Here is a 14,509-nt window from a genome sequence, read left to right on the forward strand (position 1 = left end):
GCGCCGGGCGCCCGCCCCCGGGTGGGGGGTGGCCACCTACTTTCCGGGTCCCGACGCGGGCCCGACCCCCCCTGCCGGGGTCGTACGGGCCGTCGCGTCGTGCCGGGGCGTCAGTTGCCGGCGCTCATCGCCTCCACGAGGCTCCTGGGCCGCATGTCCGTCCAGTTCTTCTCCACGTACTCCAGGCACGCCTCCCGGTCGGACTCCCCGAAGGCGACCGTCCACCCGGCGGGCACGTCCACGAAGGACGGCCACAGCGAGTGCTGCCCCTCATCATTGACCAGCACGAGATAGCGGCCGTCTGCGTCTTCGAACGGATTGGTCACTTCGCATTCCTTCCGGGAGCGTCGGGCAAGACTCTGCGCGGGTTGCGGACCCTGCCGACCTCCGTCAAGGTACGGGTGCCGTTTTTCCTTCCGATATCGATCCGTTTTTCCGCGGGCCGCCGGGGGCCGCCGCGGGCCGCTCAGCGGCCGTGGTCGACGACCTCCGGGTCGTGCCGGGCCGCCGTGTCGAGGCGGGGGCCGTGCCGGCGCAGCCGCTCGTCGAGGAAGGCCACCACCAGCTCCCGGGTGATCCGCTGGGCGTCCGCCGCGCCGAGCGTGACCTCGGGGCCCGCCGCGCCGGTCCGCTCCAGGAGCGGGGCGTAGTCGGTGAAGGACAGGTGCCCCGCGCCGCGCACCGAGAGCCAGCGGCGCGGACCGGACAGGTCCCGCCAGGCCCGCCCCCAGGTGGCGTCGGCGCCGGGGCGGCCGTGCTCGCCCGCGCCGAGCAGCAGGAACGGCCGGTCCACCGGGCTCTTCCCGGCGGTGTGCACGGTGCCGTCCAGGTTGGCCGCGGCGGCGAAGCCGGCGTCGGTGCGCAGCGCCTCGAAGGCCGCGGCGCCGCCCATGGAGTGGCCCACCACCGCCACCCGTGACGGGTCCAGCGGCGGCAGCCCCGCGGCGCCGGGCGACCGGAGCAGCCGCTCGCGCAGGAAGCGGAGGTCGGCGGCGCGGACGGCGGCCACCCGGGCGCCCTCCGGGCGTTGTTCGCAGGCCAGGCAGCCGGTCACGCGGCCGTCGGGGTGGCTGATGGCCGCGGCCTCGTAGGCGTGGTCGACGGCGGCGACGGCGTAACCCCGGCTCGCCAGCTCCTCCGCGAGCCCGGTCAGCGAGGTGCGGGGCAGCGTGAAGCCCGGTGACAGCAGGACGAGGGGCAGGCCGCGCGGGGGCGCGGGCAGCGGCGGCGGGGCCAGGCGCGCGTGGACGCGGGTGCGGCTGAGCAGGTCGGCGGGTACGCCCCGCACGCCGTGGAAGCGCAGGATCAGCTCCGACTCCCGCGCGGTGACGTAGGAGGCGTGCGGCGCCCGGGAGGGGAGCGCGGGGTACCAGAGCGAGACCGTCAGCTCGCGGTGCCGGCCGGGGTTCCACGGGTCGCGCCGGGAGGTGTCGCTCAGCTGTGTGGTGCGCAGGCCGACCGGCAGGGCGCCGGTCGGCGCGGGCAGGGCGGTGGGCGCGGCCCGCGCCACCTTCGGGGCCGGGGCGGCGGCCGCGCTCCGCCCGCCCGCGTAGGAGGGCGCGACGGCCAGCAGCAGCGCGGCCACGAGGGCGGCGCATCGACGCGCCGGACGGCCGGCCCGGGTCACCTTCGTCATCGGCGCTCACTTCGTCGGAAGCAGGAACACTGATGACGTTAGGAGTGGAAAAGGCGAGGTGAAAGCGGGGACGGCGGATTCATGACCTTGGTCGACAGGACTCTGTGCGATCTCCGTGGGCCGAACGGTGATACGCCTCGACTTTCGTCTGACCCGTCACATGAAGATCGTCGCGAGGCTCGTGTCCCGCACCCCGGTGACGTTCTTCGGGCCGTGCTCCGATTCGGTCGGGTCGTAGTCGAATTCGACGTACGCCTCGCCGCCCGGGAAGTGGGGGCAGGCCATGTGGCTGCTGCTGGAGGTGGCTCCGGTGGCCGTCTGCCAGTCGATCGACCAGGCCACGCAGGCGGAGTCGCCGCCGGTGAAGGGGCCGCCGGGCTTGAGGTCCTCGACATGGCCGGTCACGCGTACGCCGTCGTCACTGACACAGACGGTGATCTCGCCCCTGGCGAAGTCCTCGGTCTCGCTGTCCGTCACACAGCCGGGCGTGGCGGAGGCCGCCGTCGGCGGGAGCAGGGCGGCCGCGCCGATCGCCGCGGTGAGTGCCGTGGCGCGCAGGATTCCGCGCATGGTCGGGTCCTTTCCGTCGGTGGTGCCAGTCCGTGCGGTGGTGCCGTCCGTACGGTGGTCCGTGGTCCTCGGTCTCAGGGCCGGGGTGTGTCCGGCTCCCGGATGCGGGCCCGTCCCGCCACGCCGAAGCGCAGGGTCTCCCGCAGCCGGACCGGCCCGGTGGCGTCCCCGGACCGGGCGGCGTCCCGCAGTTCGCGGGCCATCGCCTGCGCCTCGGCCGCCCAGTCGTCCAACTGGTCGGCGACGGGACCGGCGTTGGCGGTCAGGGTCTCCGCCCACATCTCGGGGTTGCCGTCCGCGGTCCTGGTGACGTCGCGCAGGTCCTGGCCGGCCAGCCGTACGGCCGAGGCGGGGGGCCCCCCCCCCCCGGCGGGCGCGCGGGGGGCCCCCCCCGGGGGGGGGGGGGGCGCGGGAGGCGGGGGGCGCGCGCGGCGCGCTGGTGGGCCGGGGCGGGGGGGGCCCCCGCCCCGCCCGCGGGCCCCACGCCCCCCGCCCCCCCGCCGGGGGCGCCCCCGAGGCTCGCCACCAGGTGCGGCGCGTGCGAGACGAGGGCGACGGCACGGTCGTGGGCCTCGGGGTCGAGCAGCACCGAGACCGCCCCGCACAGCGCGACCAGTTCCAGCGCGCAGTTCAGGGCGAGGTTCCCGGTGGCCTCGGTGGGGGTGAGTGCCCAGGGCCTGCCGTCGAAGAGGTCGGCCCTGGGCTGCGCCGGGCTCACTCCGCCGCCGACCACGGGGGCGCCGCTGACCAGCGAGGTCAGGTCGCAGCCGTATGCCCTGACCTCCCGGTGCAGTCGTACCTTGACGCCGGAGACGTCGGTGTAGCAGCGGGCCGTGCCGAGTTTCTGGTGCTCGGCGAGGACCGGGGCGACCTGGTCGGGCGGCACCGCGAGCACCGCGATGTCGGCCTGCCGCGGGGGACGCGCGGCGAAGCCCGCCCCGCAGCGTTCGCCGGCCAGCGCCGCCTCGGGGTCGGCGTCGTCCAGGTAGGTGGTCACGCCGTGCCGTCGCAGTGCGAGCCCCACGGAGCGGCCGATCACCCCGGCGCCCACGATGACGACGCTGCGCATCCGTCTTCCTCTCCTCGGCCAGGACCCGGTCCCGCTTCCGCTCCCGCTCAGCCGAAGATCTTGACCGCCTGGTAGTAGGTCCAGGCGGTGCTGTTGCAGGCCGTGTTCTTCTCGCCGGTGTAGCCGGTGCAGACGCGCTTCATGTCCTCGTAGAAGGCGCTGTCGATGCGACTCTTGTTGGCGTCGAACTGGCCGGCCGCCTTGTAGTTGCGGTAGCCGAAGTCGTGGCGCGCACAGGAGTTGTCGAAGGGAAAGCCGAAGGGGTTGTCGGGCGCCTGGGTGCACCGGTCGGTCGACCAGTCGAATCCGTAGGCGGCCCAGTCGGACTGGTTGCGGTTGGCCGCGAGCCACGCGTTCTGGCTGGACGCGCTGGTCTGCGTGAACGAGGAGAGCACCTGCGGCTTGTCCGCGGGGGCCGCCTGGGCGGGGGCGGCGGCGATGCCGAGCGCGAGCGCCGAACCGAGGGCGGCGAGGGTGGTCCTGGTCTTCGTCGTGGTGCGCATGGGACGGCCTCCAAGGTGGGGTGAGGATGCGGCTCAACCACCTTGGCGAGGCCCGCTATGGGCCCCTTATCGCACCGCTATCCCGCCCCGCCCGGACACGGCGAAGGGGACACGGCGAAGGGGCCGCACCCCGGCTGGCGGAGTGCGGCCCCTTCCTCTTCCGTGGGGGGAGGAGTACGGGTGTCCTAGGCATCTCGGCGGCGCAGGACCGCGGAGCCGGCGACGTAGGCGGCCAGCGCCCACAGCAGGAGGACCAGCAGGGCGGTTCCGCCGCCGTACGGGTCGCTGTCCTGGGTCAGCAGGACGGTGCCGGCGACGCTGGGCATGTAGTCGGAGGCGGTCTCCAGCCACTTGGCGCCGACGACGCCCATCAGTTGGGGCAGCGCGAGCAGCACCATGATGAGGGTCGTGATGGTGCCCGCGGCGCTGCGCAGGACGGTGCCGAGTCCGATGGCCATCACGGCGAGGAGGGCGAGGTAGACCCCGGCGCCGAGCGCGGTGCCGAACAACTGGCCGCCGGTGTAGTCGCCGTAGTCGCCCATCAGGGGCGCGGCCACCATGGTGGCCAGCAGGCTGAAGACGAAGCCGGCGACGACCACGACCGCGGCGATCACCAGGGTCTTGGAGCGGAGCATCCGGCCGCGCTTGGGAACGCTCTGGAGCGTGGTGCGGATGGAGCCGCTGGAGTACTCGCTGGTGAGGACGAGAGTGGCCAGCACCACGATGGTCAGCTGGGAGATGAGGAAGGCCTGCGAGGCGTGGTGCGGGGCCGGCATCGTGACGTCGACGCCCTTCTTCGCGCTGGCGTCGGCCGACGCGCCGACGATGGCGGCGAAGCCCACGGTGAGCAGCAGACCGACGACCAGGTTCCACCAGGTGGCCCGGACGCTCCAGAACTTGGTCCACTCGAACGCGACGGCGCCCTTGAAGCCGCCGCCCTTCACAGGGCCCACGAGCTTGGGGACGGTTGTAGTAGTCATATCCAGTTACGCCTTCTGGTGGTCCGGGACTTCGGTGACCTGGGAGAGCGCGGGAGAGCCGTACTCCACGCTCGCGGCGGTGAGTTCCATGTACGCCTGTTCCAGGCTGGCCTTGCGCATGCTGAGTTCGTGGATGGGGACGCGGTGGTGGAACGCCAGGTCGCCGATCTCCTCCAGGGTGCCGCCGACGACGAGGAGTTCGTCGGGCTCCGAGCCGGCGTCCGGCTCGATCCGCAGACCGAACTCCAGCAACTCCCGCCTGAGCACGTCGGGCTGCGGGGTCCGGACCCGGACGGCGGTCAGCGAGCTGCCCGCGATGACCTCCTCGATCGGCGCGTCGGCGATGATCTTTCCGCGGCCGATGACCAGGAGGTGGTCGGCGGTCTCCTGCATCTCGCTCATCAGGTGACTGGAGACGAAGATCGTCCTGCCCTCCGCGGCCAGGGAGCGCATCAGCTCGCGGACCCAGCGCACACCGTCCGGGTCGAGGCCGTTGACCGGCTCGTCGAAGAGCAGCACCTTGGGGTCGCCCAGCAGGGCCGCGGCGATCCCGAGCCGCTGGCCCATGCCGAGGGAGAAGGAGCCGATGCGCTTCTTCGCCACCTCGGTCAGGCCGACGGTCTCCAGGACCTCGGCGACCCGGGCGGCCGGGATGCCGTTGCTGCGCGCCAGGCCGAGCAGGTGCTGGTGGGCCGAGCGGCCGGGGTGGCCGGCGCGGGCGTCGAGCAGGGCGCCGACCTCGCGCAACGGGTGCCGCAGCTCCTCGTAACGCTTGCCGCCCAGAAGGGCCCGCCCGGACGTCGGCGCGTCCAGACCGACGATCATGCGCATGGTCGTCGACTTTCCCGCGCCGTTCGGGCCGAGGAATCCGGTGACCTTTCCCGGGTTGATCTCGAACGAGAGGTCCGAGACGGCCGTCTTGTCGCCGTACCGCTTGGTCAGTCGGTCCAAAGTGATCATCGCCTGGTGGCTCCTTCCAAAGTCACGTCCTCAACGCTAGGGAGAGGGGAAGGGCGAAAACATCTGGCGATCGGCAACGACCGCATTCGACTTTCGGCAGATCCGGAGGCCGCGACCCCTCTTGTAGCGTGCTGGAATGCACCGATGGCAGGCCGTGCGCCGACGAACCGAATCGCTCCTGCGGGTCCTGGGCTCCGAACGCCCGTTCGCCCGGCGTGGCGATCTGGTGCTGCTCATGGTGCTGTTGGCGCCCTCCGCGTTCAGCACCGAGGCGCTGGTGACGACGCCGGTCAGCTGGCTGACCGCGTGCCTGGTCATCACGGCCGCGGTGGTGGTGCAGCGCACCGCGCCGCTGCTGTCGCTGCTGCTCGCGGCGCTCCTCACGCTGTTCTATCCGTGGTTCGGCGCCAGCCTGTGGCCGGCCATGGCGACGGTGGTGCTGAGCTGTCTCGCGGGTCGCAGACTGACCCGGCTGTGGCCGGCGCACCTGGTGTTCCTGTGCGTCGCGGTGGCCGGGCTCCTGCTGGTGAGCACGGTCGCCCAGTCCAAGGACTGGCTGAGCCTGCTGATGACCGAGTTCATCGCCTGTGTGCTGCCCTGGTGGGCGGGCAACTGGTGGAGCCAGCGCACCGCGTTGACCCACGCCGGCTGGGAGCACGCCGAGCAACTGGAGTGGCGCCAGCGCTACATCGCCGACCAGGCCCGGCTGAAGGAGCGGGCCCGGATCGCGCAGGACATGCACGACTCCCTGGGCCACGAGCTGAGCGTGATGGCGCTGCTCGCCGGAGGGCTCGAACTGGCCCCCGGGCTGTCGGAGCAGCACCGGGAGTCCGTCGGGCAGTTGCGCGAGCGGTGCACGATGGCCACCGAGCGGCTGCACGAGGTGATCGGGCTGCTGCGGGAGGATCCCACGCCCTCGCTGACCCCCGCCCACGAGTCCATCACCCAGCTCGTGCGCCGCTTCCAGCGGTCGGGCACGCCGGTGGAGTTCCAGGAGGACGGGGCGCGGGACCGGCCGGGCACACCGCTGCTGTCCGACCTCGCGGCCTACCGGGTGGTGCAGGAGGCGCTGACCAACGCGGCCAAGCACGCGCCGGGCGCCCCCATCGCCGTACGGGTGACGCACACGGCGGACGAGACCGTGGTCTCGGTCGTCAACGAGCGGCCGGAGCAGGGCGCGGACGTGCCCGCGACGGGCAGCGGGTCCGGGCTGATCGGCCTCGACGAGCGCGTCCGGCTCGCGGGCGGCACGCTGCGGACGGGCCCGCGGGCCGGCGGCTTCGAGGTGCACGCGCGCCTGCCGCGCAGCGCGTCCTCGCCGTCGCGGTACACCGAGCCACCGGGCACGGGCAGCGACACCGGCACCGGCACCGGCACCGGCACCGGCACCGGCGATCCGGGACCGCACGCCGATGAGAACGACACGGCCGGCGGCGGCGAGGACGCGGATTCCGGGGCCGCTACGACCGGGCAGCGCGCCGGAGCCGAGGCCGACGGGACCCGGCCCGCGTCCGCCGCGCCGTGGCTCAGCGCCTCGCGGACCGCGCTGCTGCGCACCCGGGCGCGGCTCAGGCGCGACGCGCGGCGGGCCGCGTTGATCCCGGTGGTGCTCGGTGCCGCCATCGTGGCGTTCCTCGGCGGGCTCTACGTCTTCACCTCGGCGACGACGTCGCTCAGCCCCGAGGACTACGCGGGGATACGGACCGGGGAGACCCGCGACGAACTGGCGCCGGTGCTGCCGGACCGGCGGATCAGGAAACCACCGCCGGTCACCTCCGAGCCGGCCGTGCCGACCGGCGCGACGTGCGAGTACTACCGGGCGAGCAGGAATCTCCTCGACCTCGGCGACACCATGTACCGGCTGTGTTTCAAGGATGATGTCCTCATGGCCAAGGACACGCTCTGACCGACCACCTCTCACCACCAGGGAAGAACCGGATGATTCGCGTACTGCTCGCCGACGACGAGACCATCATCAGGGCCGGGGTTCGCTCCATCCTGACGACCGAGCCGGGCATCGAGGTGGTCGCCGAGGCGTCCGACGGGCGGGAAGCGGTCGAACTGGCCCGCAAGCACCGGCCCGACGTGGCGCTGCTCGACATCCGGATGCCGGAGATGGACGGCCTGACGGCCGCGGGTGAACTGCGGACCACCAACCCGGACACCGCGGTCGTCGTCCTCACCACCTTCGGCGAGGACAAGTACATCGAGCGCGCGCTCGACCAGGGGGTCGCCGGATTCCTCCTCAAGGCGTCCGACCCGCGCGACCTGATCTCCGGCGTGCGGGCCGTGGCGTCCGGGGGGTCCTGCCTCTCCCCGCTGGTGGCGCGGCGGCTGATGACCGAGCTGCGCCGGGCGCCCTCGCCGCGCTCGGAGGTGTCCGGGGAGCGCACCACACTGCTGACCAAGCGGGAGCAGGAGGTCCTCGGCATGCTGGGGGCCGGGCTGTCGAACGCGGAGATCGCGCAGCGGCTGCACCTGGTCGAGGGCACGATCAAGACGTATGTCAGCGCCATCTTCACCCAGTTGGAGGTCCGCAACCGGGTGCAGGCGGCGATCATCGCCTACGAGGCGGGGCTGGTGCAGGACACCGGCCTAGGCCGTTGAGCGGTCCTTGACGAAGCGGGCCAGCCGGGTCGCCCCCTCGGTGGCGTGGTCGGTGGTGAGGTAGCTGCAGGAGAGCCGGATCTGCCGGTCGCCCGCGTCGTCCAGGTGGAAGTGGCGCATCGGCGTCCAGATGACGCCGTACTTCTCCGCGGACACGTCCAGCGCGGCCTCGTCCGCCTCGAACGGCACGTCGAGGGTGAGGAAGAAGCCGCCGTCGGGGTCGTTCCAGCGCACCCCGGCCGTCTCCGGTGGGCCGGGCGGCAGTTCGGCGGCGAGCGTCTCCCGCAGACACCGCATGGTGGCCTGGTAGTGGCGTGCCGAGGTCTCGTTGGCCGCGCGCAGCCCGCCGCCGTTCTGGAGGAGCAGTCCGGCGACCGCGGCCTGGCTCAGGCTGGAGGTGTTGACGGTGACCATGCTCTTGACCTTGGCCAGTTCGTCGGCGAGCAGCCCCGGCGGGCGGCCGTCCGCGCCCGCCACCAACTGGTCGGCGACGACGAAGCCGACCCGGGCGCCCGGGAAGGCGGTCTTCGCGAAGGAACCCAGGTAGACGACGCGCCGGTCGGTGTCGAGGGACTTGAGCGTGGGACGGCGCACCGAACTGAACACCCCGTAGGGGTTGTCCTCCAGGAGCAGCAGCCCCAGCCGGGCCGCGGTGTCGAGCAGGGCGGTGCGGTCCTCGCGACGCATGCTGACGCCGGTCGGGTTGGAGCAGTCGGGCACCACGTACAGGCACCGGGCGCGCCGGCCGCTCGCCTCGATCTCCCGGACGGTGCGTTCGAGCCCTTCCAGGCTCGGGCCGTTCGGGGTGCCGGGCACGGGTACGACGGGGATGTCCAGCAGGCTCGCGGCGCCGGTGATGCCGACGTAGGCGGGGCTGTCGACGAGGAGCACGTCGTCGGGGCCGGTGAACAGGGCGCGGAGGGTGAGGAGTACGGCCTCCTGACAGCCGACCGTCACGACCACGGAGGCCGGGTCGACCGTCATGTCCTCGTCGACGGCGAGCATGCGCGCGACGATGTCCCTGATCTGGCCGGCGGTCTCGCCGTACTGGTAGAGCGCGGTGCGGACGCGCTCCTCGGAGAGGCCGCGCCCGCGCAGGTGGTCGAGGTAGGTCTCGATGAGCCCGGGGACGCTCGCGACGTCGAAGTCCCCCTCGTACGGCCGTCCCGGGGCGAAGGAGATCGCCTGCGGGTAGCGGAGGGTGACCTCGTTGAGGAAGGTCATCGTGTCGAGCAGCGGCGCGGAGAGGCTGGCGTGCAGACCGCTCCGCGGCAGCACACCGGCCCCTTCCGTGCTCACGCGGGCGGTCGTCATCCATGGCTCCTGTCTGTGTACGGCACCGTGCGGGGCAGGGTGGGCGGGCCGGGGTCCGGCGGGCCGGGCGGTGTACCAGGTTGCGGCGAGCCGGAGGCGAGCTGGCTGGCCGGCCCACCGGACCACTGCGGACCGGACCGAGGCGCGCCGGAAACGGGCAGGCCGGCCGGCGGCGAGCCAAGGTGCGGCGGACCGGAGGCGAGTCGGCCGGGGGGCGGCGAGCCAAGGTATGGCGGACCGGAGTCGGGCAGGCCGGGCGGCCGACCGGGCTGCGGCACGCCGGCATGCGGCGGGACGCGGTACGCCGGGGCCGGGACCGGCGAGCCCGGGACCGGCGAGCCCGGGACCGGCGAGCCCGGGTGTGGCCGGAACAGCGTGTCCGGGGTGATCGTCCTGGTCGTCGCGTGGCCCGTGAGGGTCATCGTGTCGGCGAAGTCCGCGGTCAGCAGGGTGAGCATGCGGTGGACGGCCGGGCCGCCGCCCGCCGCGAGGGCGTACAGCGCGGGCCGGCCGACGAGGACGGCGTGGGCGCCGAGGGCCAGGGCGGTGAGGATGTCGGCGCCGGTGCGGACGCCGCCGTCGAGGAGGACCGGGACGCGTCCGCGCACGGCGGACACCACCTCGGGCAGCGCCTCCAGGGTGGCCGGCACGCCGTCGAGTTGGCGGCCCCCGTGATTGGAGACGACGACGCCCGCGACGCCCGCCCGCACCGCGGCCTCGGCGTCCGCCGCGGTCAGGACGCCCTTGGCGAGGACCGGCAGCCCGCTCTCCGCGCGCAGCCGGGCCACGAAGGACCAGTCCAGGCGGCGGTCGAAGGCCAGCCTGCTGTGCGCCGAGGGCGTCGCGCTGCCGGCCGCCGCCGAACCGGCCAGGTTGGCCGGGGTGATGTGGGCGGGGACCGCGAAACCGTTGCGCAGGTCGCGCAGCCGGCGGCCGGTGAACGGGGTGTCGACGGTGAGCACCAGCGCCTGGTAGCCGCTGTCCCGCGCCCGGCGCGCCAGGTCCAGGGTGGTCCCGTGGTCGCGGAAGCAGTACAGCTGGAGCCAGAGCGGCGCGCTCGCGGCACGGGCCACCTCTTCGAGGGTCCGGCTCGCGAAGGTGCTGACGACCAGCGGGAGCCCGAGCGCGCCCGCGGCCGCCGCGGTGGCCGGTTCGCCGTCGGGGTGGGCGAGTTCGTGGTAGGCCACCGGCGCGATGCCCACCGGCGCCGCCCAGCGGGAGCCGAGCAGTTCCACGGAGGTGTCCGGCTCCTCGATGCCGGGCAGCGCCCTGGGCCGCAGCCGCACCGCGTCGAAGACGGCCTCGTTGGCGGCGAGGGTCCGCTCCCGTCCGGCGCCGCCCGCGATGAAGTCCCACACCTCGGGCGGCAGTTCCCGGCGGGCGAGCGCGGCGAAGTCGTCGAGCGTGAGCGGCTCCCGCACCGGCTCCCGCACCGGGTCCCGCGCCGGGTCCCCGGCGGTGGCGTCGGCGGGCCGCCGGGTGGCGGACGTCATCGACCGGCCACTTCCCGCTCCCTCTCGACGGCCTCGTACAGCGCCTTGATGTTGGAACTGCCGAAGCCGCGGGCGCCGTTGCGCTGGATGTACTCGTAGAAGAGCGTGCCGCGCGGGTAGGGCGAGCGGGTGAAGATCTGCAGCAGGTAGCCCCACTCGTCGCGGTCCGCGAGGACGTTGGTCTCGCGCAGGTCGCCGATGGCGTCGGCCATGGCGCCGACCCGCTCGGTGAGCAGGTCGTAGTAGGCGCCCGGGGTGCGCAGGAAGGCCACGCCGCGGTCGCCGAGCGAGCGGACCGAGTCGACGATGTCGTCCACCAGGAAGGCCAGGTGCTGGACGCCCGGTCCGTCGTGGGCGGTCAGGAACTGGTTGATCTGCCCCGGCACCCGGGTGTCGTCGGGCTCGATGAGCGTGAAGGTGATGCCGCCGCCGGCGTTGCGCACGACGATGGAGTCCATCGCCTGCTCGCCCACCTCGATGTACTCGGAGGAGTAGTAGGGCATGTCGAAGGCCGCCTCGTAGAACTCGGCGGTGCTCCGCAGCGTGCCGGCCTCCAGGCAGACGGCGACGTGGTCGAGGAACGGCCGGGGGCCCGCGTGGTCCGTGGCGGCCGGCAGCAGCGCCCAGTCGCGGTCGGGCGGCAGCAGGGCCGCGCCGTCCCCGTTGGCCGCGACCAGCGTGTGGCGGATGTCCCCGAAGCCGGAGACGGCGGCGAACCAGGCGTCCTGGCCCGCCCGTTGCGAGGGCGTGGGGGCCTGCAGCGCCTGGGCGCCGGCGAGGACCGCGCGGTCGAAGCAGGAGCGCACGTCGTCGCAGCTGAGGGCGAGGTCGGCGATGGAGTCGCCGTGCCGCTCCACGTACCGGGCGACGTCGGTGTCCGGCCGCAGCGCCTGGGTGACCACGAGGGTGACCTCACCGCTGCGCAGCACGGTGGACCGGCGGTCGTGCGTCCCGGTGGCGGGGCCCGCCACGGCCAGGGGGACGAAGCCGAGGCTGTCGACGAGGAAGCCGGAGGCGTCCCGGTCGTCCGCGACGTACAGCTCGGCGTACGCGATGGCACTGGGCGGCATGCGGATCTCCAATGAATGAAGGGGAGAAATACGGGATCACCCGCCGGGGAAGAGGGGTCTCCGCATTCTCGGGCAGCAATGGGAAATGCGCGTGACCACACTCTACAAATGACCCGTATAACCTCGCTATCGGCTGGTTATCAAGCTTCCTACCTGCGGTTATCCACTCGGATAACTATATTGACCATCTCGTCGCAGCCTTGCTAGCGTCCCAGTTCGCCCTTAATTGAATGCCATCCGGGCTACACCTTGTTTGTTTTAGTGCGCGCCACTGAGAGGCCGGGGGTTCCGGCGGAGGATTGTGAGGAGACAGGTGTCTGAGAACTCTTCGGTCCGGCACGGTCTGACCAGCGCCCAGCACGAGGTGTGGCTCGCGCAGCAGCTGGACCCGCGCGGCACGCACTACAGGACGGGGTCCTGCCTGGAGATCGACGGGCCGCTGGACCACGCGCTGCTGAGCGCGGCCCTGCGGCACACCCTGGCCGAGACGGAGACGCTCTGCTCCCGCTTCCTCACCGACGAGGAGGGCCGGCCGTACCGCGCGTACTGCCCGCCCGCGCCGGAGGGTTCGGACGCCGTCGAGGGCCCGGACGGGGTGCCGTACACCCCCGTGCTGCTGCGGCACATCGACCTCTCCGGCCACGAGGACCCCGAGGGCGAGGCCCAGCGGTGGATGGAGCGGGACCGCGCGACGCCGGTGCCGCTGGACCGGCCCGGCCTCAGCAGCCACGCGCTGTTCACGCTCGGCGGCGGCCGGCACGTCTACTACCTGGGCGTCCACCACATCGTCATCGACGGCACCAGCATGGCCCTGTTCTACGAGCGGCTGGCCGAGGTGTACCGCGCGCTGCGGGACGGGCACGAGGTGCCGGCGCACTCCTTCGGGGACACGGACCGGATGGTCGCCGGTGAGGAGGCCTACCGCGGCTCGGCGCGGCACGAGCGGGACCGGGCATACTGGACCGGCCTGTTCGCCGACCGTCCGGAGCCCGTCTCGCTCACCGGCCGGGGCGGCGCCCGGGTGCTCGCGCCGACCGTGACGAGCCTGACCCTCGGCCCGGAGCGCACGGGCGTGCTCGGACTGGCCGCCGAGGCGACCGGCGCGCACTGGGCGCGCGTGGTGATCGCCGGCGTGGGCGCCTTCGTGCACCGGATGACGGGCGCCCGGGACATCGTGGTGTCCGTGCCGGTCACCGGCCGCTACGGCGCGAACGCCCGGGTGACGCCCGGCATGGTCTCCAACCGGCTGCCGCTGCGGCTGGCCGTGCACCCCGGCGACAGCTTCGCGCGGGTGGTCGAGAACGTGTCCGGGGCCATGAGCGGCCTGATGGCGCACAGCCGCTACCGCGGCGAGGACCTCAACCGCGAGCTGGGCGGCTCCGGGGTGTCGGGACCCACCGTCAACGTCATGCCGTACATCAGGCCGGTGGACTTCGGCGGGCCGGTCGGCCTGATGCGCAGCATCAGTTCGGGTCCGACGACCGACCTGAACATCGTGCTGTCCGGCACCCCCGAAGCCGGGCTCCGCGTCGACTTCGAGGGCAACCCGCAGGTGTACGGCGCCCGGGACCTGGTCTCGTTGCAGGAACGCTTCGTCCGGTTCCTGGCCGAGCTGGCGGCCGACCCCGCGGCCTCCGTGGACGACGTGGCGCTGCTCACGCCGGACGAGCGGGACCTCGTCCTCGACGGGTGGAACGACACCGCGCGCGAGGTGCCCGCCGCGACACTGCCCGAGCTGCTCGCCGCGCGGGCCGCGCGCACCCCGGAGCACGAGGCCGTCGTGTTCGAGGGCACCTCCCTGACGTACGCCGAACTGGACGCCCGCGCCGAGCGGCTGGCCGCCGCGCTGGCCGCCCGGGGCGCCGGCCCGGAGCGCTTCGTCGCGGTGGCCGTGCCCCGGTCCGCCGAGCTGGTCGTGGCGCTGCTCGCGGTGCTCAGGTCGGGCGCGGCGTACGTGCCCGTCGACCCCGGCTATCCGGCCGACCGCATCGCGCACATCCTGCGGGACGCGGGCGCGATGCTCGTCCTGACCACGCGGGACGCCGAGGAGCGGCTGCCGCAGGACGGCACGCCCCGGCTGCTCCTCGACGACCCGGCCGCCTCCCCCGAGCCCGCCGCCACCCCACCCGGGGCGGCGCCCGGCCCCCCCCACCCCGCCGACCGGAAGGAAACCACCCGGTCCACCGGCCCCCCCCAAGGCGGGGGGGGCGCCCCCCGCGTGCGATGTGACCCTCCCCGCCCCCCGCCGCCGCGCCCCCCGCCCCCCCGGGGGGCCCCGCGCCCGGCCCCGACCACCCGGCCTACGTC

At 73.6% G+C, this 14,509-nt stretch carries 13 protein-coding genes and 1 pseudogene; 3 read left to right on the plus strand and 11 right to left on the minus strand.

What is annotated here, in order from left to right; all coding sequences use genetic code 11:
* Positions 1-110: 110 nt before the first annotated feature.
* The 8 genes from ACFWR9_RS17590 to ACFWR9_RS17625 form a co-directional block, all read right to left on the minus strand.
* The gene (locus tag ACFWR9_RS17590; RefSeq protein WP_122617543.1) at positions 111-326 is read right to left on the minus strand and encodes an MbtH family protein; all 216 of its coding nucleotides are present in this window, start codon (positions 324-326) and stop codon (positions 111-113) included.
* A 140-nt stretch (positions 327-466) separates the two neighbouring features.
* Positions 467-1,636, minus strand: coding sequence for a lipase (locus ACFWR9_RS17595; RefSeq protein ID WP_383842506.1), 1,170 nt, complete (start codon positions 1,634-1,636; stop codon positions 467-469).
* A gap of 156 nt (positions 1,637-1,792) precedes the next feature.
* Complete coding sequence (locus tag ACFWR9_RS17600) at positions 1,793-2,206, minus strand: hypothetical protein (protein ID WP_383842508.1); 414 nt, start codon at positions 2,204-2,206, stop codon at positions 1,793-1,795.
* A 74-nt stretch (positions 2,207-2,280) separates the two neighbouring features.
* Positions 2,281-2,541 (minus strand): prephenate dehydrogenase dimerization domain-containing protein, encoded by a 261-nt coding sequence (locus tag ACFWR9_RS17605; protein ID WP_383842596.1) that lies wholly within the window; start codon positions 2,539-2,541, stop codon positions 2,281-2,283.
* Positions 2,469-3,275 carry a prephenate dehydrogenase/arogenate dehydrogenase family protein gene (locus ACFWR9_RS17610; protein WP_383842511.1) on the minus strand — a complete coding sequence of 269 codons (807 nt, stop codon included), beginning with the start codon at positions 3,273-3,275 and terminating at the stop codon, positions 2,469-2,471. The genes ACFWR9_RS17605 and ACFWR9_RS17610 overlap by 73 nt, the downstream gene beginning before the upstream one ends.
* Positions 3,276-3,322: 47 nt before the next feature.
* Entirely contained in the window at positions 3,323-3,778 is a 456-nt protein-coding gene (locus ACFWR9_RS17615; protein ID WP_383842514.1) for a phospholipase, read from the minus strand.
* A 185-nt stretch (positions 3,779-3,963) separates the two neighbouring features.
* A complete protein-coding gene (locus ACFWR9_RS17620; RefSeq protein ID WP_383842517.1) occupies positions 3,964-4,758 on the minus strand; it encodes an ABC transporter in 795 nt (264 codons plus the stop codon).
* Between the two features lie 6 nt (positions 4,759-4,764).
* The gene (locus ACFWR9_RS17625; protein ID WP_383842520.1) at positions 4,765-5,718 is read right to left on the minus strand and encodes an ABC transporter ATP-binding protein; all 954 of its coding nucleotides are present in this window, start codon (positions 5,716-5,718) and stop codon (positions 4,765-4,767) included.
* 136 nt (positions 5,719-5,854) lie between these two features.
* Here ACFWR9_RS17625 and ACFWR9_RS17630 point away from each other — a divergent pair, with 136 nt between their 5' ends.
* Together ACFWR9_RS17630 and absA2 are read left to right on the plus strand one after the other, a co-directional pair.
* The gene (locus ACFWR9_RS17630; RefSeq protein WP_383842523.1) at positions 5,855-7,624 is read left to right on the plus strand and encodes a sensor histidine kinase; all 1,770 of its coding nucleotides are present in this window, start codon (positions 5,855-5,857) and stop codon (positions 7,622-7,624) included.
* A gap of 32 nt (positions 7,625-7,656) precedes the next feature.
* The gene (absA2, locus tag ACFWR9_RS17635) at positions 7,657-8,325 is read left to right on the plus strand and encodes a two component system response regulator (RefSeq protein WP_383842526.1); all 669 of its coding nucleotides are present in this window, start codon (positions 7,657-7,659) and stop codon (positions 8,323-8,325) included.
* On the opposite strand, the gene ACFWR9_RS17640 is transcribed toward absA2, so the two are convergent.
* Genes ACFWR9_RS17640 through hppD form a run of 3 tightly spaced genes read right to left on the minus strand, consistent with a single transcriptional unit; the run spans position 8,314 to position 12,202 of the window.
* Positions 8,314-9,639, minus strand: coding sequence for a PLP-dependent aminotransferase family protein (locus ACFWR9_RS17640; RefSeq protein ID WP_383842529.1), 1,326 nt, complete (start codon positions 9,637-9,639; stop codon positions 8,314-8,316). The two genes, absA2 and ACFWR9_RS17640, sit on opposite strands and share 12 nt — an antisense overlap.
* Positions 9,636-11,132 (minus strand): alpha-hydroxy-acid oxidizing protein, encoded by a 1,497-nt coding sequence (locus ACFWR9_RS17645; RefSeq protein ID WP_383842532.1) that lies wholly within the window; start codon positions 11,130-11,132, stop codon positions 9,636-9,638. The genes ACFWR9_RS17640 and ACFWR9_RS17645 overlap by 4 nt, the downstream gene beginning before the upstream one ends.
* Positions 11,129-12,202: a 4-hydroxyphenylpyruvate dioxygenase gene (gene hppD, locus ACFWR9_RS17650; RefSeq protein WP_383842535.1), complete on the minus strand. Its 1,074-nt coding sequence runs from the start codon at positions 12,200-12,202 to the stop codon at positions 11,129-11,131. The genes ACFWR9_RS17645 and hppD overlap by 4 nt, the downstream gene beginning before the upstream one ends.
* A gap of 364 nt (positions 12,203-12,566) precedes the next feature.
* Here hppD and ACFWR9_RS17655 point away from each other — a divergent pair.
* Positions 12,567-14,258: pseudogene (locus tag ACFWR9_RS17655) on the plus strand (condensation domain-containing protein); the annotation flags it as partial.
* Positions 14,259-14,509: the final 251 nt, after the last annotated feature.

It is taken from the genome of Streptomyces sp. NPDC058534 (genome assembly GCF_042717365.1).
Classification (GTDB): domain Bacteria; phylum Actinomycetota; class Actinomycetes; order Streptomycetales; family Streptomycetaceae; genus Streptomyces.